Source organism: Rhodococcus sp. NPDC003322 (assembly GCF_053589555.1).
In genome coordinates, this window is the sequence record NZ_JBSFSC010000002.1 from 731,244 (window position 1) to 752,363 (window position 21,120).

Here is a 21,120-nt window from a genome sequence, read left to right on the forward strand (position 1 = left end):
GTCGACGCTAGATCCGCGGGCACCCCGTGCGCGCCCGGCCGACGGACGGTCCCGGCCCTACCCGACCGGACGGGTGTCAGTTGGTGATCATGTTCTCCGGTCCCCAGTACGCGCGCATCGAGGTGATCTTCGCGTCGTCGTCGAAGGTCATCACGTCGATGACGGTCAGGCCCAGCCGGCTCTCGCCGTGGATGGTGGTGAGCTCGAAGCCGAAGGCGGCGTTGGCGCCGGCGACCTGCACCAGGCCGAGCTCCACGACCTGTTCGAGCGGCTCGATGATGCCGTAGAACTCGCGCAACTGCTCCTCGGTGGTGCGCACCTCGGTGCCGACCGGGTCCTCGACGGTGGCACCCGGCGCGTACAGCGCGAGGACGTCGTCGACGGTGCCGGATGCGACCGCCTTCACGTACGCCTCAATGGTGGCCACAATGCTCTCGCGCGACGGCGCCATGTCTGTCTCCCATTCGAATTTCTGGAACATGTTCTAGCGCCGAGGATAAACAACGGACCCCCTCCGGGCATAGGCTTCGCGGATGAACGAGCCCACCGCCTTCGCCCTCGACGGGCACGCCGGCGTCCTGGCCGCTGGGCGCACCTCCGGGGCGAACCCCCGCTACCTCGCCCTGGTGTGCCACGGCTACGGCGAACACTGCGGACGCTACGGTCACCTCGCCGAGCGCCTGGTCGCCGACGGCGCCGCCGTCTACGCCCTCGACCACGCCGGGCACGGCCTCAGCGCGGGCGAGCGGGTGCTCATCGACGACGTCGAGCGCATCGTCGAGGACTTCCGGCTGCTCGAGGACGTCGCCCGCTGGGAGCACCCGGACCTGCCGGTGGTGCTGATCGGGCACTCGATGGGCGGGATGATCGCGGCCCGGTTCGCGCAGCGGTTCGGGGACGGACTGGCCGCGGTGGTGCTCTCCGCGCCGGTGCTCGGACGCTGGGACGTCGTGGACACACTGCTCGCGGCCGACGAGATCCCAGACACCCCGATCGACCCGGCCACTCTCTCCCGCGATCCGCGCGTGGGTGAGGCGTACCTGGCCGATCCGCTGGTCTGGCACGGACCCTTCAGACGGCCCACACTCGAGGCGCTGCGGCGCGGCCTCGACACCATCAACGAGGCCGGTGCCGTGGACACCGTCCCGGTGCTGTGGATGCACGGCACCGACGACGGTCTGGTCCCGCGTGAGGGGACGGCGGAGGGCTGGGAGCGACTCGCGGGGAAGGACTCCCGGTACGTGACCTATCCCGGGGCGCGGCACGAGATCCTCAACGAGACCAACCGCGACGAGGTGGTCGACGACCTCCTCGCGTTCGTGCACGACGTGCTCTGACCGGCCCGAGAACGGCCACACCCGCGCGGCAGTAGATGCCGCGCGGGTGTGCGCCGTGGTGGCCCCGGGCGAAGCGCCTTGGGCCCCTGCCTACTTGACGATGTTCACCATCTTGCCGGGGACGACGATGACCTTCCGCGGATCGGCGCCGTCGAGGAAGGCGACGATCTTCTCGTCCGCGAGGGCGGCGGCCTCGATGGTCTTCGGGTCCGCGTCCGCCGCGACGGTGATGCGGCTGCGGACCTTGCCGTTGACCTGGATCGGGTACTCGACCGAGTCCTCGACCAGCCACTTCTCGTCCGCGGTCGGGAACGGGCCGTGCGCGAGTGAGGTCTCGTGCCCGAGCCGCGACCACAGTTCCTCGGCGACGTGCGGCGCGACGGGGGCGAGCATGAGCACCAGCGGCTCGACCGCCGCCCGCGGGGCACCGTCCGGGTACGCCTTGGTCAGGTGGTTGGTCAGCTCGATCAGCTTCGCGACCGCCGTGTTGTCGCGCAGCGCGGTGTAGTCGGCGTTGACGCCGTCGATCGCCTTGTTCAGCGCCCTCAGGGTGTCCTCCGAGGGCTCGGCGTCGGTGACCCGCACCGCGCCGGTCTCCTCGTCGACGACGACGCGCCACGCGCGCTGCAGGAACCGCTGCGCACCGATGACGTCCTTGGTCGCCCACGGCCGCGAGGTGTCCAGCGGACCCATCGACATCTCGTACACGCGCAGCGTGTCGGCGCCGTACTCCTCGCAGATCTCGTCCGGCGCGACGGCGTTCTTCAGGGACTTGCCCATCTTGCCGTACTCGCGGTTGACCTCGGCGCCCTCGTAGAAGAACTTCCCGTCCTTCTCCACGACGTCCGCGGCGGGCACGTAGACGCCGCGGCTGTCGGTGTAGGCGTACGCCTGGATGTAGCCCTGGTTGTACAGGCGGCGGTACGGCTCCGACGAGCTGACGTGCCCGAGGTCGAAGAGCACCTTGTGCCAGAACCGCGAGTACAGCAGGTGCAGCACCGCGTGCTCGACACCGCCGACGTACAGGTCCAGGCCGCCCGGATCGTTCGGGCCGTGCAGCTCGGGCCGCGGACCCATCCAGTACTGCTCGTTCTCCTTGGCGCAGAACGTGTCCCGGTTGGTCGGGTCGATGTAGCGCAGCTGGTACCAGGAGCTGCCCGCCCACTGCGGCATCACATTGGTGTCGCGGTGGTAGTTCTTCATCCCGTCACCGAGATCGAGCTCGACGTTGACCCAGTCCGACGCCTTCGCCAGCGGCGGCGACGGCTCGGAGTTCGCGTCGTCGGGGTCGAACGACACCGGTGCGTAATCCTCGACCTCCGGAAGTTCCACCGGCAGAGCCGATTCCGGCAGCGCATGCGCCAGACCCTGCTCGTCGTAGACGACCGGGAACGGCTCGCCCCAGTACCGCTGCCGCGCGAACAGCCAGTCGCGCAGCTTGTACTGAATGGTGCCCACGCCGCGACCGTCGGCCTCGAGGTGCGCGATGACGGCCTTCTTCGCCTCGTCCACCGGCAGCCCGTCGAGGAAGCCCGAGTTCACCAGCGGACCGTCACCGGTGTAGGCGCCCTCGGTGATGTCGCCGCCGGAGATGACCTCGAGGATCGGCAGTCCGAGCTCGGTGGCGAACTCCCAGTCACGATGGTCGTGGCCGGGCACCGCCATCACGGCGCCGGTGCCGTAGCCGGTCAGCACGTAGTCGGCGATGAACACCGGAACCTTGTGCCCGTTCACGGGATTGACGGCGTAGGAGCCGAGGAAGACGCCGGTCTTCTCCTTGCTCTCCTGCCGCTCGAGGTCCGACTTCGCGGCGATCGCGGCACGGTAGGCGGCGACGGCCGAGGTCGGGGTCGCGGCGCCGCCGGTCCAGCGCGGATCCGTGCCGTCCGGGTAGACGTCGGCAACCAGCTCGTCGACCAGCTCGTGCTCGGGGGCGAGCGCGACGTACGTGGCGCCGAACAGGGTGTCCGCGCGGGTGGTGAACACCTCGATGTCGTAGTCCGGGGTGGCACCGCCGTGCTCCCGGTGCGCGGCGAACTTGACCCGGGCACCGTGGCTGCGTCCGATCCAGTTGCGCTGCATGGACTTGACCTTCTCCGGCCAGTCCAGGTACTCGAGGTCGTCGGTGAGCCGATCGGAGTACGCGGTGATCCGCATCATCCACTGCCGCAGGTGCTTGCGGAACACCGGGAAGTTGCCGCGCTCGGAGCGGCCGTCGGCGGTGACCTCCTCGTTGGCCAGCACCGTGCCCAGGCCCGGGCACCAGTTGACCATCGAATCGGACTGGTAGACAAGGCGGTACGAGTCGATCTCGGCGTGCTTCTCGGCGTCCGACAGGTCCGCCCACGCGCGCCCGTCGGCCGGGGTGCGGGCACCGGAGGCGAACTCGGCCTCCAGCTCGGCGACCGGCCGCGCCCGGTTCAGCTCGGTGTCGTACCAGGCGTTGTAGATCTGCAGGAAGATCCACTGCGTCCAGTGGTAGAAGTCCACGTCGGTGGTGGCGACGCTGCGACGCTCGTCGTGCCCGAGACCGAGCCGGCGCAGCTGCCGCTTCATGTTCTCGATGTTCGCCTCGGTGGTGGTCCGCGGGTGCGTGCCCGTCTGCACCGCGTACTGCTCGGCGGGCAGGCCGAACGCGTCGTAGCCGAGGGTGTGCAGCACGTTGTGACCGTGCATCCGGTGGAACCGCGCGAACACGTCGGTCGCGATGTAGCCGAGCGGGTGCCCGACGTGCAGGCCTGCACCGGACGGGTACGGGAACATGTCCTGGACGAACAGCTTGTCCGCGGGCAGCTCGCCGGCGAGGTCACCGACCGGGTTGGGGGCGTTGAAGGTGCCGCGCTCGCGCCACCGGTCCTGCCAGCGTGCCTCGATACGACCCGCGAGGTCCGCGGTGTAACGGTGCTGAGGGGTCGCGTCGCCGCCTGGCTGCTGCACTGACTCGGTCACTGATTCGCTGTCTTCTCTGCGCTGGGGTCTGAAGAGCCTGGAGGCGTGGTCCCTGCCACCCGTCGACTCGGTTCAGGGTCGCCGCCGGCTACGGGTACACGGTCGCCGCGGGCTCCGCGGTCAGGGGCACCGCACCCGGATTCCGGGCAGGGTTTCCCGACACCAGCCTAAAGCGTCCCCCTCGGGACCCCACCGCACGGCCCCCGACGTACCCTGGTAGCCGTGCTCATCGTTGCCAGCGTGCTGTTCGTCGTCGCCCTCGTCGTCGGAGGCGTTGCCGTCGCCGGGATGACCGGCCGACTGCCGCGCAACCGCTGGGCCGGGGTCCGCACCCCCGACACCCTCGCCTCCGAGGAAACCTTCCGCCTCGCCAACCGGATCGCCGGCCCGACCATGGCCGCGTCCGCGTTGCTGCTGGTCATCGGCGGCATCGGTGCGCTGGCCCTGGGCACGATCGGGGGCCTGGCCGTGGCCGCGGTCGCCACCCTCGCCGCCCTCGTGACCGCAGGCTACGGCGGGACCGCCGGTGCCCGCGCCGCCGCCGCGGCCGCGCCCGCCGGCTGCGGGGACGCCTGCGGGTGCGGCAGTGCCCCCGCCGCCTCCACGACGACCTCCGTCTGCGCCACCGAGTCGCCCGCCGACGCCGCCGCCGCGGCCGACTGCGGGGCGGACTCCTGCGGGGCCTGCTCCCTCAAGGGTGCCTGCCTGCCGCACTGAGACCGGTCGTGGGCGGGGTCCGTCACCCGTCCGAGATCGACCGCAGCGCCCTGCCGACGCCCTCCGCGATGCGGGCGGCCGGAGGCAGATGATCGGCATCGCACTCGATGCCGACCCACAGCCGACCGGCGTACGACACGGCGGTGAAGCCGACGCGGACGTTCCCGGCGAGCGGGCCGAGCGCCCACATCTCCACCAGCGGGGCGCCCTCGACGACGAGCGGACACCGCGGGCCGCGGACGTTGGACGCGACCGTCGCGATGACGCGCTGGTGCGCGGTGAAGACGTTGAACAGGCGGGTGAGCCGTGGCGACCCGACCGCGGTCCCCGCGGCGCGGGCGAGCGGTTTCGTCTCCGCCGTCCGGCGCGCGACGATTCGTAGAGCCGCGTCGGTGTCCCCGAGGGGGACGGCGACGAGCATGACGCCGACGGCGTTGTGGGCCCCGCCGCGGGAGTCGACCAGCACCGGCACCGAGACCGTGAGCACGTCCGGTACCGGCTCGCCCGCATCCGTCAGCACCGCGCGCAGCCCCTGCCCGACCGCGACCAGGTAGGCGTCGTTGACCGTGCCGCCGCGCGCCGCCGCACCCGCCTCCAACCGGGCCAGCTCCACGCTCGTCGAGGCCACGTCACGTGCGCTGCCGACCGGCCCGAGCAGCACCCGGGAGCGCACCGGCCGCCGCAGGAACATCCGCAGGCCGTGGCGCACCCGCGCGACCAGCGAGGGGACGTCCCCGCCCGGCGCCGCCCCGGCCCCGGGCACTCCCGCCGCCCCAGACCCCTCGTCGACGCCGAACAGCCGCTCGACCAGGGCACTGGCCCGTGCGCCGTCCACCACGGCGTGGTGGAGCCGCACGACGACACCGCACCGCCCCGGCCGGGCCACGGGCACGAGGGTGATGTGCCACAGCGGACGATCGTGTGGCAGCGGCTCCATGACCAGTCGCCCGCACAGCGCCTCGAAGCCGCCGGCGTCGGACGCGGACTCGACGGTGACGTGCGCCGGCAGCTCGACCGGCACGCGCACCCACCACCACCGACCGCCGCGGCACTGCGGGAGTTGCTGCAGGTCCGGCTCCCGCGCCACCCGCGGTGCGAGGTACTCCGTCAGTCGCGCCACGTCCGGGTGGCCGGCCGCGTCGACGAAACCGCCAGGGGCCAACAGCCCGGCGAGGGTCACCACGTAGGGCTGACCGGCGACGTTGATGCCGAGAATCGCCGTGTCCACCGCCGAGATGGGAACGTCCGCTGCCGGACCGGCCATCTGTCGAGCTCCTTCGCTCCGCAGGTCCCCTTCGTACTGTGCGTGATTCTCACCCCGGTGCGGGTGAAAATCACGCACGGCCGCGGCGCGCGCCGCACGCCTGGTTGAATCGGCGGCCATGAGCGAAAGCAGGGCGTTCGACCCGGCCGGTGTCGTCTTCGGCGTCGCGGTGCCCGTCGTGTCGGCGGCCGCGGTGCTGCTGACGGCCCGACTGTGGCGCCCGCGACTGCCCGCCACCCTGGCTGTCCACTGGAGCGACGGGGTTGCCGACGGGTTCACCTCCACCGGGTCGGCGGCCTGGACGTTTGCACTGGTCATCGTCCTGATCGGCGGCGGAGCGAGCGCCGTCGCGGCCCTCGCCCAGGCGATGCTGATGACGCGCCGCACCATGCTGATGGTCGGGTCCGCCGTCACCGGCCTGATGCTGGCGCTGTGGTTCGGCCTGGTCGCCGCGCACCTCGATCTCGCCGACCCCGCCGACGCCCGGCTGTCGACGACGGCGATCGTGGTCGGGATCCTCGTCGGCGGCGCCGTCGGGGTCGGGGGCGCATCGCTGCTGCGCGACCACCGGGAACGTCGGCCCGCCGCCGGCCGCCCGGACGCGAAGCTGCCCCGGGGGCCTCTGGCGCTGCCGATCGTCGCGAAGATCGGTCTCGGCGCCGGGACCACCGCGGTCCTGGTCGGCATCGCCGCGGTGGTGACGGTCGGACTGTGCCGTCTTGCCGACTCGTGGTGGCTGCTGGCGGTGTTCCTCCCGGTCAGCCTGCTCGTGATCGGGCTGCTGCGCTACCGCGTGGTGGTCGACGAGTCCGGGCTGCGGGTGTTCAACATGGGCATGTGCGCGCTCGGCTACGGCGTCGACGAACTCGAGGGCGCGAAGGTCACCGAGATCGCGCCGTTCCGCGACTTCGGCGGCTGGGGGGTGCGCACCAAGGGTCGCGGCAACTTCGGCGTCGTCACCGAGACCGGCCCGGCCCTGGTGTTCACCGCGGCGAACGGGCAGCGGCTGACCGTCACCACCGCCCGTGCCGCCGAGATGGCCGGCGCCCTCAACGCGCTCGCGGACGCGAGCTTTCAGAGCCGCGTCGACAGGAACCCGTAGAAGCCGTCCGTCGCGTCGACCCGAAGCCGGCTCAGGCTGCGGTACGAGATCAGCCAGCGGCCGTCCACGCAGCGGTACTCCTCGTGGTAGTGGCCGTAACCGTGCAGCGACTGCTCGACGTCGCCGTCCTGCCACCACAGGTGGTCCTCCATCGCCCACACGCCGCGCGCGGTGGTCGCGGACGTCAGCTCGATCTCCGGGGTGTGACCGTGGTGGACGCTGGTGATCGGGATGCCGCCGTCGAGGAACCCGGAGATCGCCTTCGTCACCGCCTCCGGCCCGACGACCCGGTTCGACTCGCCTTCGGTCTGCGGCTGGAACTGTTGCGGCAGGCCACCGTAGGTCGCGCTGACGACGTCATCCGTGTGGCAGGTGGGGTACAGGTCCCACTGCTTGGCGTCCATCACCCGCAGCCGCTTGGCGAACACCGCCTTGATCTCCTCGATCGCGAGCAGGGTGTGGGCGGGATCGAGTCCGGGATGGTGCGGCACGGCGGTCTCCTGTCACTTGCGCGGATGTCGGAAGTGACTCTTGCAGTTTCGGGATCAGGCCCGTATCGCCGAATCCGCTGGGCGGGACGCCGGTCCGGATGCCCGGCTCACCGCCTGGGCGACCTCATCATCGGAACGGAGCACACCCGCGAAGTCCTCATCCGGACCTCGATCATGACCATGTGCGCGAGGTCCTGCGCGGTGCGCTCGGTCAGTGTGGTCGGCGCATCGGGCCTGCCCCCGACGATCAACGCCCGGCCGCGCAGGACCGCGGGACCACCCGCCCCGTAGTGCGAGGCGATCTCCCCGGCCAGTGTGTTGACGGGATGGGACCGCGGCTGCCCGGCGCCGACCACGAGGCAGGCGACACCCGGTGCGTCTCCGATGGGGAGGTACCGGACCTGCTCGTCACCGAGGGCGTCGAGGACGGCACCCTGCGCGGCGTCGCAGCCGGCGCGGCGGCTCAGGTGAACGGGCAGTGCGGACAGCCGGATCGAGCGGTCGAATTCGACCTCCAACGCCGTCAGGGTGGCCACCGGATCTGCCGCGATCAGCCTCAACTCGGTTCCTTTCGACCCGCTCGCATCGAACAGTATTGGATGCTGGCAATTTGCCGTTTCCTGAAGGTAGCGGAACGAGACCCCAACCTCGCGGCGCAGACACGGGATGGGATCGAGGTCACAGGAAATTTGCTGAACCGTTGCTGACGCGGCCTCCGCGCGGCAGAACCGCCCCGTGGACCAGTCCCACTCCACGGGACGCCACCCGACGTGACCTGGATCACGGCCTACCGTCCGCCACGTGGACAACGCGAACGCACACATCTCGGACCTTCTCACCCGCCAGCACCGGGCTCACGTCGCCGCCGGCCCCGCGAGCGCGGAGGAGCGCCGAGCCCGTATCCAGCAGGTGATCGACCTCGTCGTCGCCCGCGCAGACGACCTCGCGAAAGCGATGGACGCCGACTTCGGCGGACGCCCCGAGGGCTACTCGCTGATGAACGACGTCCTCGGCTCCCTCGCCGCCCTCAAGCACGCCCGCGACAACCTGGAAACGTGGATGCGCCCGGAGGATCGACCGGTGTTCGCCCCGTACGACCAGCTCGGGGCCACCGCCCGGGTCCGGTTCCAGCCGAAGGGCTCGATCGGGATCATCGGCACCTGGAACGCCCCCGTGTTCACCCTGCTGAGCCCGCTCGCCGGGGTCCTCGCCGCCGGTAACCGGGCGGTGCTCAAGCCGTCCGAGATCGCGCCCCGTACCGCGGACGTGATCGCCGACGCCGTGTCGACGCTGCTCGACCCCGACGTCGTCGCCGTCGTCCTCGGTGGACCCGACGTCGCGGACGCCCTGACGTCGCTGCCGTTCGACCACTTCGTCTTCACCGGCAGCTCCGCGGTCGGAAAGCTGGTGATGGCCAACGCCGCACAGAACCTGGTGCCGGTGACGCTCGAGCTCGGCGGCAAGTCGCCGACGGTGATCGGTCGCAGCGCCGACCTGCCCGCTGCCGCGTTCCGGATCGCCGTGGGCAAGAACAGCAACGGTGGTCAGCTGTGCGTCAACCCGGACACCACCTACGTCCCACGGGAGAGGCTGGACGAGTTCGTCGCCGGTGTGCTGGCGGAGTACACGAGCCTGATCCCCACCGTCGAGGACAACCGGGATGCGGTCGCGGTCGTCAACGACCGGCACCTGGCCCGGATCGACGGCTACGTCGACGACGCCGCCGCGCGCGGTGCCCGCGTCGAGTCGGCACCCGCGGGACCCCTCCCGGCCACCGGCCGCCGGCGGCCCCTGCGCGTCGTCGTCGACCCGCCCGCCGACGCCGTCATCCGCCACGAGGAGATCTTCGGCCCCGCCATGGTGGTGGTCGGATACGACATCCTCGACGAGGTGCTGGACGAGATCAACGCCGGTCCGAACCCGTTGGCGCTGTACTACTTCGGCACCGACGAGCAGGAGAAGGAGACCGTCCTCGGGCGCACCCTCTCGGGCGGCGTCACCGTGAACGACGTGATGATGCACCCCGGACTGCAGGACGCCCCGTTCGGTGGCGTCGGCGCGTCCGGCATGGGCCACTACAACGGCCGCGAAGGCTTCCTCGAATTCAGTCATGCGCGGGCGGTGTTCGAGGCACCCGCCGTCGACATGCGCCGCGAATGGGGGATGGTCCCGCCGTACCACGAGGGCTTCGCGGCCGGCATCGCAGCCCAGGTCACCCCGTAACCCCCGATTCGACTGTGAAGGAGCACATGTGAAGACCCGCGGTGCCATCATCCGCAGCACCCCCGGCCGCTACGAGGTCGTCGAGCTCGACCTCGACGCCCCCCGCCGAGACGAGATCACCGTCAAGATGGTCGCGTCGGGCATGTGCCACTCCGACGACCACATCGCACTGGGCGATCATGCCGTCGGCGTGTACCCGATCTGCGGCGGCCATGAGGGCGCCGGCGTCGTCGTCGAGGTAGGACCGGAGACAACCGGATTCGCCGAGGGCGACCACGTGATCTTCTCGTTCGTCTCCGGCTGCGGACGCTGCCGCTGGTGTGCGAAGGGCCTGCAGAACCTGTGCGACCGCGGCGCGGCCATCATGACCGGCGGTCGCCCCGACGACCCGAACAGCTACCGCCTGAGCCTGGACGGGCAGCCGGTGGCGCAGACCTGCGGCCTGTCGACGTTCAGTGAATACACCACCGTCAGCACCGATTCCGCGGTCAAGATCCACGACAAGAGCCTGCCGCTGGAGACGCTGTGCCTGCTCGGCTGCGGCGTCGGCACCGGCTGGGGCGCCGCGGTGAACTCCGCCCAGGTCTACCCCGGCCAGACGGTGATCGTCATGGGCGTCGGCGGCATCGGCATCAACGCCGTCCAGGGCGCCGCGCACGCCGGCGCGGCGCACATCCTGGCCGTCGACCCGGTCGCCTTCAAGCGGGAGAGTGCGCTGAAGTTCGGTGCCACCCAGGCATTCTCGACGATGGAGGAGGCCACCGAGGTGGCCCGCTCGCTGACCAACGGTCAGGGCGCGGACGCGGCCATCGTCACCGTCGGAGTCACCACCGGCGACCACATCGCGCAGGCGTTCTCCGCCATCCGCAAGGCCGGCGTCTGTGTGGTGACCGGTCTCGGCAAGATGACCGATGTCGGCATCCCGATCAGCCCGATGGAGCTCACGCTCTACCAGAAGCGGCTGCAGGGCTCGCTGTTCGGCGCCTCCGCCCCCAGCGCCGACATCCCGTGGCTGGTGGACCTGTACACCGCCGGCAAGCTCGAACTCGACGGCCTCGTCACCAGCACCTACACCCTCGACGAGGTGGCGCAGGGCTTCGACGACATGCACGCGGGTAGAAACCTGCGCGGCGTGATCGTCTTCTGATCCCGCTCGTGCGGACGCTCCGCCACCGTCGGGCCGAACAGGGCCCGGCGGTGCGCGGGCGTCGACGCGGGGTGGGTCTCCCAATCCCGCGACAGGGATCGGGAGACATGCCTAACTGGCAGCCAGCTCGTCGGGGAGGACGCGGAAGACACCAAGAAAACAGCCAGGTTCCGGTTCCTCTGCGAAGACCCCGTGGCAGGGCTCTGTGTTGCCCACAGCAGCGCTACCCGACTCAATGGGGCCCGCAGCGCTGCCCAGTGGGGAAAGAAGGACTGCGGCGACCTGCATGAACAGATCGCCGGCGTAGGGGTCGTACTCCTCGGCCGACGCCGTGCCCCCACCGAGTGCCAGGCCACCGCCGAGCACAGCCGCCGCGACCAGGACGGACGCGCCGCGGCGCGCCAGATTTCGAGACATGCAACTTCCTTCGTTCGAAAGTGTGAGGACCGGGGCGCCCCCACCCCAACGCAGCGCCCCCCGACCGGGCCAGACTAGGACGAATCGGCCAGTCCTGCAGCCGAATCGAATTCGAGTTTCCGCAGTTCACAGCGTTAAACACGACCGGCGGCAGGACCCCCCGCCGCGCTGCGGTCCTGCCGCCGTGGGTCCCACTCACTTGGGCGATTCGGACCTGAGGCGTGTCTCCCAATCCCACGACAGGGATCGCGAGAGGTGCCCTAACTGGAGATGCTGGGAACGGTCTTCAGCCAGTCGCGCACTACGACTCAAAGATCTCGGCGGGGAGGACGCGGAGGTGACCAAGACAGCCAGGGCGGGGCACCCCTTCATAGAACCCGTCGCAAGGCTCACTGCTGCCCACAGCAGCGCTGCCCGACTGAATGGGGCCCGCAGCGCTGCCCGTCAGTTGGGGAACAATGACTGTAGCGAGATCGATAGCGAGATAGACGAACGATTCGCCGAAACTGGGGTCGGTCTCCTGGGCCGACGCCGTGCCCCCACCGAGGGCCAGGCCACCGCCGAGCACAGCCGCCGCAACCAGGACGGACGCGCCGCGGCGCGCCAGATTTCGAGACATGCAACTTCCTTCGTTCGAATGTGGGACCGGGGCGCCCATACCCGGCACGGCGCCCCCCGACCGAGCCAGACTAGGGCGAATCAGCCAGTCCTGCATACGAATCGGACCCGAGTCGCCGCAGTTCACGGCGTTAAACACGACCAGCGGCAGGATCCCCCACCCGCGCGGCGGTCCCGCCGCCGTGAGTCCCGCTCACTTGAGCGACTCGGACCTAGCTCCCACTCCCGCAACAGGGATCCCGCTACATGACCTAACTGGAAGTGCTGGGAAGGGCCTTCAGCCAGTCGCGCACTACGACTCAAAGAACTCGTCGGGGAGGACGCGGATGACACCAAAACAGCCAGGACCATCCGGTTCCGGATTATCGGAGACCCCGTGGCAGGGCTCACCGCTGCTGCCCACAGCAGCGCTGTTCGTTTCAAGGCTGCCCGGATAAATGATTCCCGCGTTCGTTAGCGGGTAGACAATGGCACCGACGACGACTTCGACGAAACTGCCGCCGGGCTCGGTCTCCTGGGCCGACGCCGTGCCCCCACCGAGGGCCAGGCCACCGCCAAGCACAGCCGCCGCGACCAGGACGGACGCGCCACGGCGCGCCAGATCTCGAGACATGCAACTTCCTTCGTTCGAAAGTGTGAGGACCGGGGCGCACACCCGACGCGGCGCCCCCCGACCGAGCCAGACTAGGGCGAATCAGCCAGTCCTGCAGCCGAATCAGATTCAGCTTCCGCAGTTCACAGCGTTGAACACGACCGGCGGCAGGACCCCCGCCGCGCGGTGGTCCTGCCGCCGTCGGTCCCGCTCACTTGGGTGATTCGGACCTGAGGAGGTGTGTCTCCCACTCCCGCAACAGGGATTGGGAGAAGTGCCCTAACTCAGGGAAGCAAGCTCGGTGGGGAGGTAGCGGTAGGAGAATATGCAGCCAGGGCTGTCTTCCCCCATTTCTACCCAGCTCTCGCAGGGTTCGCTGCTGCCCACAGCGGCGCTGCCAGACCCGGGCTCAGAGCTGCCCAATGGGGGAAGAATGACGTCGGCGATGAATTGGCCGAGTTCTGCGACGGAACCGCCGAAGACGGGGTCGGTCTCCTGGGCCGACGCCGTGCCCCCACCGAGGGCCAGGCCACCGCCGAGCACAGCCGCCGCAACCAGGACGGACGCGCTGCGGCGCGCCAGATTTCGAGACATGCAACTTCCTTCGTTCGAATGTGGAACCGGGGCGCCCATACCCGGCACGGCGCCCCCCGACCGAGCCAGACTAGGGCGAATCGGCCAGTCCTGCGGCCGAATCGGATTCGAGTTTCCGCAGTTCACGGCGTTAAACACGACCGGCGGCAGGATCCTCACCGCGCGGTGGTCCCGCCGCCGTGGGTCCCACTCACGTGGGTGATTCGGACCTAGCTGCGGCGCAGCCGGCGTTCGCTGGCCACGATGAGCGCCGTCAGCGCGGCCTCCGGCCCGGTCGCGGGACGGGGGCGGCGCATCACCACGAAGTCGGCGTCGCCGGGGTCGGGCAGGGCGTGGCCGGGAAGCGGCACCAGGCCGTCCGGCAGCATCGACTCGGCGTGCACGATGTACCCGAGACCGGCCAGCACCGCCGCGCGCAGGCCGAGCAGGCTGTCCGTCACGCACGTCGTCCGCCACACCAGCCCCGCCCGCTCCATCGCCTCCATCGCCGCCCGCCGGGTGATGCTCGGCGGGGGATAGGTCACCAGCGGCACCGGACCCGCGGCGGGATCGACGACCTCACTCTCGGGAGATCCCGCCCACACGAGGCGGTCGCGCCAGACCAACTCCCCGTGCCGTTCCCCGGGCCGGCGCATCCCGAACGCGAGGTCGAGTTCACCGGCCGCGACCTTCGATCCCAACGTCTCGCTGAGCCCGACCGTCAGCTCCAGGTCGACCCGGGGGTGGCTGCGCCGGAACTCCAGCAGCACCTCGGGCAGCTCGGCGGCGACGAGGTCGTCGGAGACCCCGAACCGCAGCAGCCCAGACAGGTCGGGTTCCGCGAAATACGCCTCTGCCTGCTGTGACGCGTCGAGGATGGTGCGCGCGAAGCCGAGCATCGCGGCACCGTCGGCGGTCAGTTCGACGTTGCGGGTGTCGCGGCGCAGCAGTTCCCTGCCGACGGATTTCTCGAGGCGCGCCACGTGTCCGCTGACGGTGGACTGACTCAGGCCGAGCCGTGCCGCGGCGGCAGTGAATCCGCCTTCGCGATCGACGGCGACGAGGGAACGGAGCAGCACCGGATCCAGCATCCCCGATATTTATCACGTTTCTCGATGTGAATAATCGGTCTCATCGACTTCTCCGATACCCGATGGTCGCCCTACCGTGGTCGGGTGAGGTTTCTGAGCAGGTTCCACGTCGACGGGTTCATCCTGTCGATCATCGCGGTCGCGGTGCTCGCCAGCATCTTCCCGGCCTCCGGCGCCGGCGCGACCGCGCTCGACTGGGCCACGAAGATCGCCATCGCCTTCCTGTTCCTGCTCTACGGCGCCCGCCTGCACCCCCGCGAGGCACTCGAGGGCCTGCGGCACTGGCGACTGCACTCGGTGGTGTTCGCCGCGACGTTCCTGCTCTTTCCCCTGATCGGCCTGGCGCTGCGGATCCTGGTGCCGTCGGTGCTCACCGAGGAGCTGTACACCGGCGTGCTGTACCTGTGCCTGGTCCCGTCGACCGTGCAGTCGTCGATCGCGTTCACCTCCATCGCCCGCGGCAACGTCGCCGGGGCGATCGTCAGCGCGTCGATGTCCAACCTGCTCGGTGTCTTCGTCACACCGCTGCTGGTGATCCTGCTGATGAACACCACCGGCGACGCGCACGTCGACGCGTCCTCGATCGTCGACATCGTCGTGCAGCTGCTGCTCCCGTTCCTCCTCGGACAACTGATCCGGCCGCGGGTCGCCGGATTCCTGCAGAAGTACGCCGAGCCGACCAAGCTCGTCGACCGCGGCTCGATCCTGCTCGTCGTCTACGCCGCGTTCAGCGCCGGCATGGTCGAGCATGCGTGGGACGGGCTGTCCGCCTGGAATGTCATCGCGCTGGTCGCGGTGTGCTGCCTGATCCTCGCGGTCGTGATGGCGGCCACCGCGTACGCGGGCAAGGCCCTCGGGTTCTCGCTGCCCGACCGGATCGTCATCCTGTTCTGCGGGTCGAAGAAGAGCCTCGCCACCGGCCTGCCGATGGCGGCTGTGCTGTTCGCCGGCCAGCCGATCGGGCTGATCGTGTTGCCGCTGATGATCTTCCATCAGATCCAGCTGATCGTGTGTGCCGCGCTGGCCCAGCGCTACGCCCGCCGCATCGACCCCGACCGCGAGCCCGTTCCCGCATCCTGATCGCCCGCTTGGGTTCCCTAATGTCACATCAAGTCACTTGACGACACCCAATGTGACATTAGGGAATCCGCGGGGAGGGTCAGGCGGGGGCGGCGCCCCAGCGGACGGCGGCGGCGCCGGCGAAGTCTCCGGCGTGCGCGAACGCCGCCATCACCACGAGCGCGCCGTTCGGGATCCGGCCGGCGCGGTTCTCGGTGTCGAGGGTGACCGGGATCCCGGCGGCGAACAGGTTTCCGCACTCGTCGAAGGTGTCGGGATGCCGCTCGACCGGCAACTGCATGGCCTCACGCCAGTTCCGCAGGAACAGCCGGTTGGGCTGGTTGGTGACGAACACGTCCACCGCATCCGGCGCCACCCCCAGCTGCCGGCACACGTCCTGCGCGACCTCGGGAACCATCCGGTTGCCGCGCGCGTAGACGCGGGCGATCTTGTTCTGGTCGAACGCGATCCGGAACTGCCCTTCGCCCGGCTCCCAGTACTTACGGGGCGGGTCGACGTCCGCGTCGGCGGGCGACGGGGCGAATTCCCCCTGCGAACGGCACGCGGTCGCGAGGACCGGGGCCCGGTCGTCGACGACGAGAAGACCGGCGCCACAACCATCCCCGGGGATGGCGGCCTGCGGCTGCGAGCGCACGGTGGTCTGGGTGAACACCTGCCCGGCGGCGTTCTGGATCGCGACGACCAGCGCCGACCGCAGCCCGTCCCGCTGCAGCAACTGCTCGGCCACCCGGATCATGTACGGGAACGCCGCGCACCCGCTGTTGTGCACGTCGAGCACCCAGTCCGGGTTCGCGCCGAGCCGGTAGGCGAGTTCGCCGGCACAGCCCTGCACGGGCAGGTCCGGCAGCTGGGTGTGGGTGAGGACCACGTCGACGGCGCGCATCGCGTCGTCCCCGGACCGCTCGCGCAACGGGGTGACCGCACGCCACGCCATGTCCGCCGCGCTCTCGCCGTGCGCGACGTGGTGCCGGTAGGCCGGGGGCCGGAACATGGGACTGTTCGCGAGCCTGCTCGGTTTCGAGAACTGCGCGAAATAGTCCGCTCCGACCCGGTTCTCGGGAAGGTAGGACGCCACGTCCACCAGGCTGACGGTCTTCACGACGCGCTCCCGGACGATCGAAGCCAGTCGGGGGTGACCGGCAGGCCGTGCGCATGCCGGTACTCGCAGATCCGCGTCAGGTTGTCCAGTTCCAGCTGGTGCCCGGGGTAGAAGACATCCCAGTAGTCACCGACCCAGGCCGTGCGGCCCTCGAGGGCCTTCTCCGGGAACGGATTCCGGTCGTAGAACGGATGATGACAGTTGGTCCACAACACCACGGACCCCGCCTTGTCGAGCACCAGCTGGGCGTCGACGACCCGCATCAGGTAGATCATCCACAGGTGCTCGCCCTGGTCCCAGGCGCAGTGGTAGTCCACGGTCATCGCGTCGGGGCAGACGTGGGTGCGGGTGTAGATGTCGGTGTCGCCGCTGCCGAGCAGATCCTTTCCGCGCCACAGTCCGTCCTCGCCGATCCGGGCGAAGCCGCGGAGACTGAAGGTCCACTCCTCCAGGCTGCGGGTGTGCGCCAGGTAGTCGTACACCTGCCCCGGCGGTGCGTCGACGTAGCCCTGCAGGCTGCAGTAGTCGCCGTAGATCTGCTCGTGCGGGTACACCGCGTGCATCATCTCCGCGATCATCGGGTGCGCCTCCTCGGCGGGGGTGTTCTCGATGCGGTGCACGGTCGGCAGCGCGTCGGCGGGGATGTCCGCGAGGGCGGCGGGGGACTCGGTCATGACGCGGCTCCGGGCTCGTGGGGGAGGAAGGGCAGGAACGGCGGTGTCTCGTCCGGGTCGCAGAGCACCTCCACGAACGCCGGTCCGGTACCGAGGGCGACAGCGGCCAGCGCGGCGTCGAGTTCGGCCACCGTCGTCGCGGAATGGGCCGGCACCGTCGGGAACATCGCGGCGACGCCGGCGGCGAGGAACGACGGCGCGAACCTGTTGAGGCTGAACCGGTCCGGGAACAGCAACCGTTCGCGTGTCACGCACATCCCGTGGGCGTTGTTGTTGAAGACGACGAACGTGACCGGCAGCGCATGCTGGACCGCGGTGTGCAGTTCCATGCCGTGCATGTAGAAGGCGCCGTCCCCGGCGATCACGACGGTGCGGCGCCGCCGCTCGAACGCCGACCCGATCCCGGCACCGAAGGCGTAGCCCATGCCGCCCATGCCGAGCGCGACGACGAACCTGCCGCCGCGTCGCACCGGCAGGTGGTGCACGGCCGCCGCACCGGTGTTCCCGGCATCGACGAACACGTCCGCACCGGGCGGCAGGTGCCGGTCCAGGGCGGCCATCGCGTCCCGGTAGCGCAGCCCCGGACCGGTGGCCTCCGGTACGGGCAGCCCGACCGAGCACAGCGGCGGGCCGTCGACCGCGGGGCCCGGGACGGGTCCGAGCAGCGCGGTGAGGCGGCGGAGCGACGCCCGCAGGTCGACGGAGACGGCATGGGTGGACGGCAGGTACGGGGGCACGGACCCGAGGGACGCGACCACCGAGCCGCGCAGCCCCTCGTCCAGACCGGTCCGGGCGAGAACCGGCATCCGGGTGCCGACCAGCAGGCACAGCTGCGCACAGTTCAGGGCGTCGAGGACCTCCGGGTGTCCCATGACGCCCGCGACCCCGCAGAATCCGCGGGTGCGCGGATCCACCGTGTCCTTTCCGTCGGGCGTGACCGCGACCGCGGCGTCGAGCACGCGGACCAGATCCGCGAGCTCACCGCGGGCGTCGGCCCGCGCGACCTCGTCGCCGGCGAGAACCAGGATCTTGCCGCGTCGACGCGCCCGCCCCGCGGCGCGCGCGACCCGCGCGATTCCCGGTTTGTCCAGGGCGCGTGCGGGTCTCGGGTCGATCGGCCGCCGGGACGTCGGGTCGGCGGCGGACTGCTGGACATCTTTCGGGAGCAGCAGCACCGCCGGGCCGCCGCGCGTGGCCGCGGACACCGCCCGGGACAGCTGGTCGGCGAGATCTCCGGCCCGCTCGACCCGCGCGCAGTACCGGGACACCTCGGCGAACAGCCGGACCGCGTCGAGCGATCCGGCGCGGCCACTCGAATCCTGGAACGCTCCAACGCCTTCCAGCGTTCGCGGCGGCTGGCCGATCAGGGCGAGGACCGGCACCCGTGACGCGAACGCCTCCCCGAGCCCGGCCACGAGGTTCAGCGCGCCGCCACCGGAGGTGGCGGCGACCACGCCGAGCCGTCCGGTGCTGCGCGCGGCCCCGTCGGCCATCGTCGCGGCCGCGAACTCGTGCTTGGCGACCACACCGGTGATCGGCGCGCCACAGCGGGACAGGGCGTCGTACAGATCCTCGATGTTGGCCCCGTCCACCCCGAACACGTGCCGGACCCCGAAGTCGGCGAGCGATTCGACGAGGTGGTCGACCACCCGTGTCACCGTCATCGACACCTCCCGTGCCCGGCCCCAGTGCTTCACCGAGGGACACGAACGTCGGCGTCGAACGGTTCACACCTGTCGTGAACCGCGCCGGGATCCGTCAGAAGGTGCTGGTCAGGATCACCTGATCGGTTGTCACCGAGCGGATGTCGACACGTTCGATCCACAGCATCGGCACACTCGTCGTCGCCGACGGCGTCACCGTTTCCCCGGCCGCGGCGGACCAGGTGGCCAGGGTGGTGCGGGTGCCGCTGTGGTCGGTGAGGATCAGCTCGTAGTCGGACCGTTCGGTCCCGTATCCGCCGCCGGGCGGGGCCTCGTAGCGGCAGACCACGTCGATCCGGCTGCCCCACGACTGCGCGATCACCGACACCTCGGCGGTCACCGAGCTGGGCACGACCGGCTCCATGGCCTGCGCCGTCACCGGCGCCGACGGGCCCTGCGGCATGTTCGGCGACGGACCGGTCGGCTCGGTCGGCAGCAACGTCACGGCCGCCGCCAGCGCGGCCGCCGCGGCCGCCGCACCCACCCCGATCGCCGCGGCCCGGCCCCAGTGCCGCCGCGGACGGGTCGCCGCCATCAGTCTCGGCAGCAGGTCGGGCGGCGGGTCTCCGGCAGCGTCCCCGCGCAGCGGGATCGGCGTCGGGCCCGCCGGCGAGGGTGCATCGAGTCCGAGTGCCGTAGCGGCGGGCACCTTCCCGAGCAGCGCAGGCAGCCCGGCGACCTCGGCGACGGCCAGCGCACACCGGTCGCAACCGCCGAGGTGCTCCTCGTAGGCACGGCGGTCGTCGGCGTCGAGGGAGCCGAGCACGTAGGCGGCGTCCCAGTCCGCGTAGACGTCCGGGTCGGTGGTCACGGTGTCACCCCCATCTCCTGCAGCGCCAGCCGAAGGGCGCGCAGTGCGTAGTGCAGCCGCGACTTGACGGTGCCGTCCGGGATGTCGAGGTCGTCGGCGATCTGGCGCGTCGACATGCCGCGGTAGTAGGACCGGACCAGCACGGCGCGGTGGTCGGGGCTGAGCTGGGCGAGCGCATCCGCGATCAGCCAGGAGTCGAGGGCGGCCTCGGAGGCGTCCGGTGTCGCCTGCTCCGGGGGACTGTCGGTGCCGAACTCCCGTTTCGCCCGGGCACTGCGGCTCGAGTCGACGACCAGATTCCGGGCGACGGTGAACAGCCAGGCCCGCGCGGACCGCTCGCTCTGGTCGAGGATCCGGGGCCGCTGCCAGGCGCGGAGCAACGTCTCCTGGACGATGTCCTCCGCCTGGACCCGATCACCGGTCAGTCTCATCGCGTACCGCCACAGCGCCGCCGCGTGCTCCCCGTACAGGACACGCATCAGTTCCGCCTGATCCTGCGGCATCCGTCTCCTCCCGACCGGACCACGGTATCGGGACCGGTTCGGTTCAGGGGGGTTCTACGGGTTACAGGTGTCGCTGCCGGATCAGTTGCGATCGACCTCGATCGGGTGAGTGGCGAGCAGCGAGAGCGGGAGCGGTTGTCTGCGCAGAACCTGCGCCCACAGGTCCACGCGCGGCGGTCCGATCACGTCGGACGGCAACGCGGAGACGACCATCCAGTCGTCGCGCTGCAGTTCACCGTCGAGCTGACCCATCGTCCACCCGGAGTATCCGGCGAACACCCGGAGTCCCTCGATGTGGCTGCCCACCTGGTCGGGGTCGCTGTCCAGATCCACCATCACCACGCGGCCGTGGACCCGGCGCAGGCCGGGAACGCCGTCGATGTTCGCGCCGGTCCGCAGCGTGGCCAGGCACAGGGCGGAGTCGAGCTTGACCGGGCCGCCGACGTGGAGGGCCTTCGGGCGGGTGCACAACTCGGCCCACTGCGGCAGGACGGTGTGCACGGCGGCCTCGCTGGGCCGGTTGAGGACGACGCCGAGACTGCCTGCCTCGTTGTGCTCGATCACGTAGACGACCGTGCGCCGGAAGGCCGGTTCGGTCAGGTCGGTGGCGGAGACCAGCAGGCTGCCCGGCCGCACCACGGGTTCCGTCGAGGCCGTGCGGTCGTCGGGTTCGTCTGCGGGATCCACCGCACAATCATTGCACCGCCGGGGCCGACCCGTGTCCTGGCC

General features: G+C 70.5%; 20 protein-coding genes. 6 read left to right on the forward strand and 14 right to left on the reverse strand.

Going from position 1 to position 21,120, the window contains the following annotated elements:
* Positions 1 to 76: 76 nt before the first annotated feature.
* Complete coding sequence (locus tag ACWDUM_RS09705) at positions 77 to 451, reverse strand: nuclear transport factor 2 family protein (RefSeq protein WP_450113815.1); 375 nt, start codon at positions 449 to 451, stop codon at positions 77 to 79.
* Positions 452 to 533: 82 nt separating this feature from the next.
* Here ACWDUM_RS09705 and ACWDUM_RS09710 point away from each other — a divergent pair, with 82 nt between their 5' ends.
* Positions 534 to 1,337 carry an alpha/beta hydrolase gene (locus tag ACWDUM_RS09710; protein ID WP_450133813.1) on the forward strand — a complete coding sequence of 268 codons (804 nt, stop codon included), beginning with the start codon at positions 534 to 536 and terminating at the stop codon, positions 1,335 to 1,337.
* A 90-nt stretch (positions 1,338 to 1,427) separates the two neighbouring features.
* Here ACWDUM_RS09710 and leuS read toward each other — a convergent pair whose 3' ends face one another.
* Positions 1,428 to 4,286 carry a leucine--tRNA ligase gene (gene leuS / locus ACWDUM_RS09715; protein ID WP_450133814.1) on the reverse strand — a complete coding sequence of 953 codons (2,859 nt, stop codon included), beginning with the start codon at positions 4,284 to 4,286 and terminating at the stop codon, positions 1,428 to 1,430.
* A gap of 222 nt (positions 4,287 to 4,508) precedes the next feature.
* Between leuS and ACWDUM_RS09720 the strand changes: the two genes are divergently transcribed.
* Positions 4,509 to 5,003, forward strand: coding sequence for an SdpI family protein (locus ACWDUM_RS09720; protein WP_450133815.1), 495 nt, complete (start codon positions 4,509 to 4,511; stop codon positions 5,001 to 5,003).
* A 22-nt stretch (positions 5,004 to 5,025) separates the two neighbouring features.
* On the opposite strand, the gene ACWDUM_RS09725 is transcribed toward ACWDUM_RS09720, so the two are convergent.
* The gene (locus ACWDUM_RS09725) at positions 5,026 to 6,267 is read right to left on the reverse strand and encodes a wax ester/triacylglycerol synthase domain-containing protein (RefSeq protein ID WP_450133816.1); all 1,242 of its coding nucleotides are present in this window, start codon (positions 6,265 to 6,267) and stop codon (positions 5,026 to 5,028) included.
* A 118-nt stretch (positions 6,268 to 6,385) separates the two neighbouring features.
* Here ACWDUM_RS09725 and ACWDUM_RS09730 point away from each other — a divergent pair, with 118 nt between their 5' ends.
* Positions 6,386 to 7,369, forward strand: coding sequence for a DUF1648 domain-containing protein (locus ACWDUM_RS09730; RefSeq protein ID WP_450133817.1), 984 nt, complete (start codon positions 6,386 to 6,388; stop codon positions 7,367 to 7,369).
* On the opposite strand, the gene ACWDUM_RS09735 is transcribed toward ACWDUM_RS09730, so the two are convergent.
* Together ACWDUM_RS09735 and ACWDUM_RS09740 are read right to left on the reverse strand one after the other, a co-directional pair.
* Positions 7,342 to 7,860 carry a nuclear transport factor 2 family protein gene (locus ACWDUM_RS09735; protein WP_450113821.1) on the reverse strand — a complete coding sequence of 173 codons (519 nt, stop codon included), beginning with the start codon at positions 7,858 to 7,860 and terminating at the stop codon, positions 7,342 to 7,344. The genes ACWDUM_RS09730 and ACWDUM_RS09735 overlap by 28 nt on opposite strands.
* A gap of 107 nt (positions 7,861 to 7,967) precedes the next feature.
* The gene (locus ACWDUM_RS09740) at positions 7,968 to 8,420 is read right to left on the reverse strand and encodes a hypothetical protein (protein ID WP_450133818.1); all 453 of its coding nucleotides are present in this window, start codon (positions 8,418 to 8,420) and stop codon (positions 7,968 to 7,970) included.
* A 241-nt stretch (positions 8,421 to 8,661) separates the two neighbouring features.
* On the opposite strand from ACWDUM_RS09740, the gene ACWDUM_RS09745 reads away from it, so the two are divergent.
* Positions 8,662 to 10,083, forward strand: a complete 1,422-nt coding sequence (locus tag ACWDUM_RS09745; RefSeq protein ID WP_450133819.1) for a coniferyl aldehyde dehydrogenase — start codon at positions 8,662 to 8,664, stop codon at positions 10,081 to 10,083.
* A gap of 28 nt (positions 10,084 to 10,111) precedes the next feature.
* On the forward strand, positions 10,112 to 11,230 hold the full coding sequence (locus ACWDUM_RS09750) for an NDMA-dependent alcohol dehydrogenase (protein ID WP_450133820.1): 1,119 nt from the start codon (positions 10,112 to 10,114) through the stop codon (positions 11,228 to 11,230).
* A gap of 111 nt (positions 11,231 to 11,341) precedes the next feature.
* Here the strand turns inward: ACWDUM_RS09750 and ACWDUM_RS09755 are convergent, their stop codons facing one another.
* The 3 genes from ACWDUM_RS09755 to ACWDUM_RS09765 form a co-directional block, all read right to left on the reverse strand.
* Positions 11,342 to 11,647 (reverse strand): hypothetical protein, encoded by a 306-nt coding sequence (locus ACWDUM_RS09755; protein WP_450133821.1) that lies wholly within the window; start codon positions 11,645 to 11,647, stop codon positions 11,342 to 11,344.
* Positions 11,648 to 12,557: 910 nt separating this feature from the next.
* The gene (locus tag ACWDUM_RS09760) at positions 12,558 to 12,878 is read right to left on the reverse strand and encodes a hypothetical protein (RefSeq protein ID WP_450133822.1); all 321 of its coding nucleotides are present in this window, start codon (positions 12,876 to 12,878) and stop codon (positions 12,558 to 12,560) included.
* 782 nt (positions 12,879 to 13,660) lie between these two features.
* Positions 13,661 to 14,521 (reverse strand): LysR family transcriptional regulator, encoded by an 861-nt coding sequence (locus ACWDUM_RS09765; protein ID WP_450133823.1) that lies wholly within the window; start codon positions 14,519 to 14,521, stop codon positions 13,661 to 13,663.
* Between the two features lie 84 nt (positions 14,522 to 14,605).
* On the opposite strand from ACWDUM_RS09765, the gene ACWDUM_RS09770 reads away from it, so the two are divergent.
* Positions 14,606 to 15,601 (forward strand): bile acid:sodium symporter family protein, encoded by a 996-nt coding sequence (locus ACWDUM_RS09770; RefSeq protein WP_450133824.1) that lies wholly within the window; start codon positions 14,606 to 14,608, stop codon positions 15,599 to 15,601.
* 79 nt (positions 15,602 to 15,680) lie between these two features.
* Here the strand turns inward: ACWDUM_RS09770 and ACWDUM_RS09775 are convergent, their stop codons facing one another.
* The 6 genes from ACWDUM_RS09775 to ACWDUM_RS09800 all read right to left on the reverse strand — a co-directional run bounded on the left by ACWDUM_RS09775 (position 15,681) and on the right by ACWDUM_RS09800 (position 21,078).
* Complete coding sequence (locus ACWDUM_RS09775; RefSeq protein WP_450133825.1) at positions 15,681 to 16,700, reverse strand: 3-oxoacyl-ACP synthase III family protein; 1,020 nt, start codon at positions 16,698 to 16,700, stop codon at positions 15,681 to 15,683.
* Complete coding sequence (locus ACWDUM_RS09780; protein ID WP_450133826.1) at positions 16,697 to 17,374, reverse strand: SRPBCC family protein; 678 nt, start codon at positions 17,372 to 17,374, stop codon at positions 16,697 to 16,699. The genes ACWDUM_RS09775 and ACWDUM_RS09780 overlap by 4 nt, the downstream gene beginning before the upstream one ends.
* A complete protein-coding gene (locus ACWDUM_RS09785) occupies positions 17,371 to 19,038 on the reverse strand; it encodes a thiamine pyrophosphate-binding protein (RefSeq protein WP_450133827.1) in 1,668 nt (555 codons plus the stop codon). The genes ACWDUM_RS09780 and ACWDUM_RS09785 overlap by 4 nt, the downstream gene beginning before the upstream one ends.
* 94 nt (positions 19,039 to 19,132) lie before the next feature.
* Positions 19,133 to 19,888 (reverse strand): anti-sigma factor family protein, encoded by a 756-nt coding sequence (locus ACWDUM_RS09790; RefSeq protein ID WP_450113833.1) that lies wholly within the window; start codon positions 19,886 to 19,888, stop codon positions 19,133 to 19,135.
* Positions 19,885 to 20,391, reverse strand: coding sequence for a sigma-70 family RNA polymerase sigma factor (locus tag ACWDUM_RS09795; RefSeq protein WP_450113834.1), 507 nt, complete (start codon positions 20,389 to 20,391; stop codon positions 19,885 to 19,887). Before ACWDUM_RS09795 ends, ACWDUM_RS09790 begins: the two co-directional genes overlap by 4 nt.
* 81 nt (positions 20,392 to 20,472) lie before the next feature.
* On the reverse strand, positions 20,473 to 21,078 hold the full coding sequence (locus ACWDUM_RS09800; protein ID WP_450133828.1) for a YqgE/AlgH family protein: 606 nt from the start codon (positions 21,076 to 21,078) through the stop codon (positions 20,473 to 20,475).
* Positions 21,079 to 21,120 lie beyond the last annotated feature (42 nt).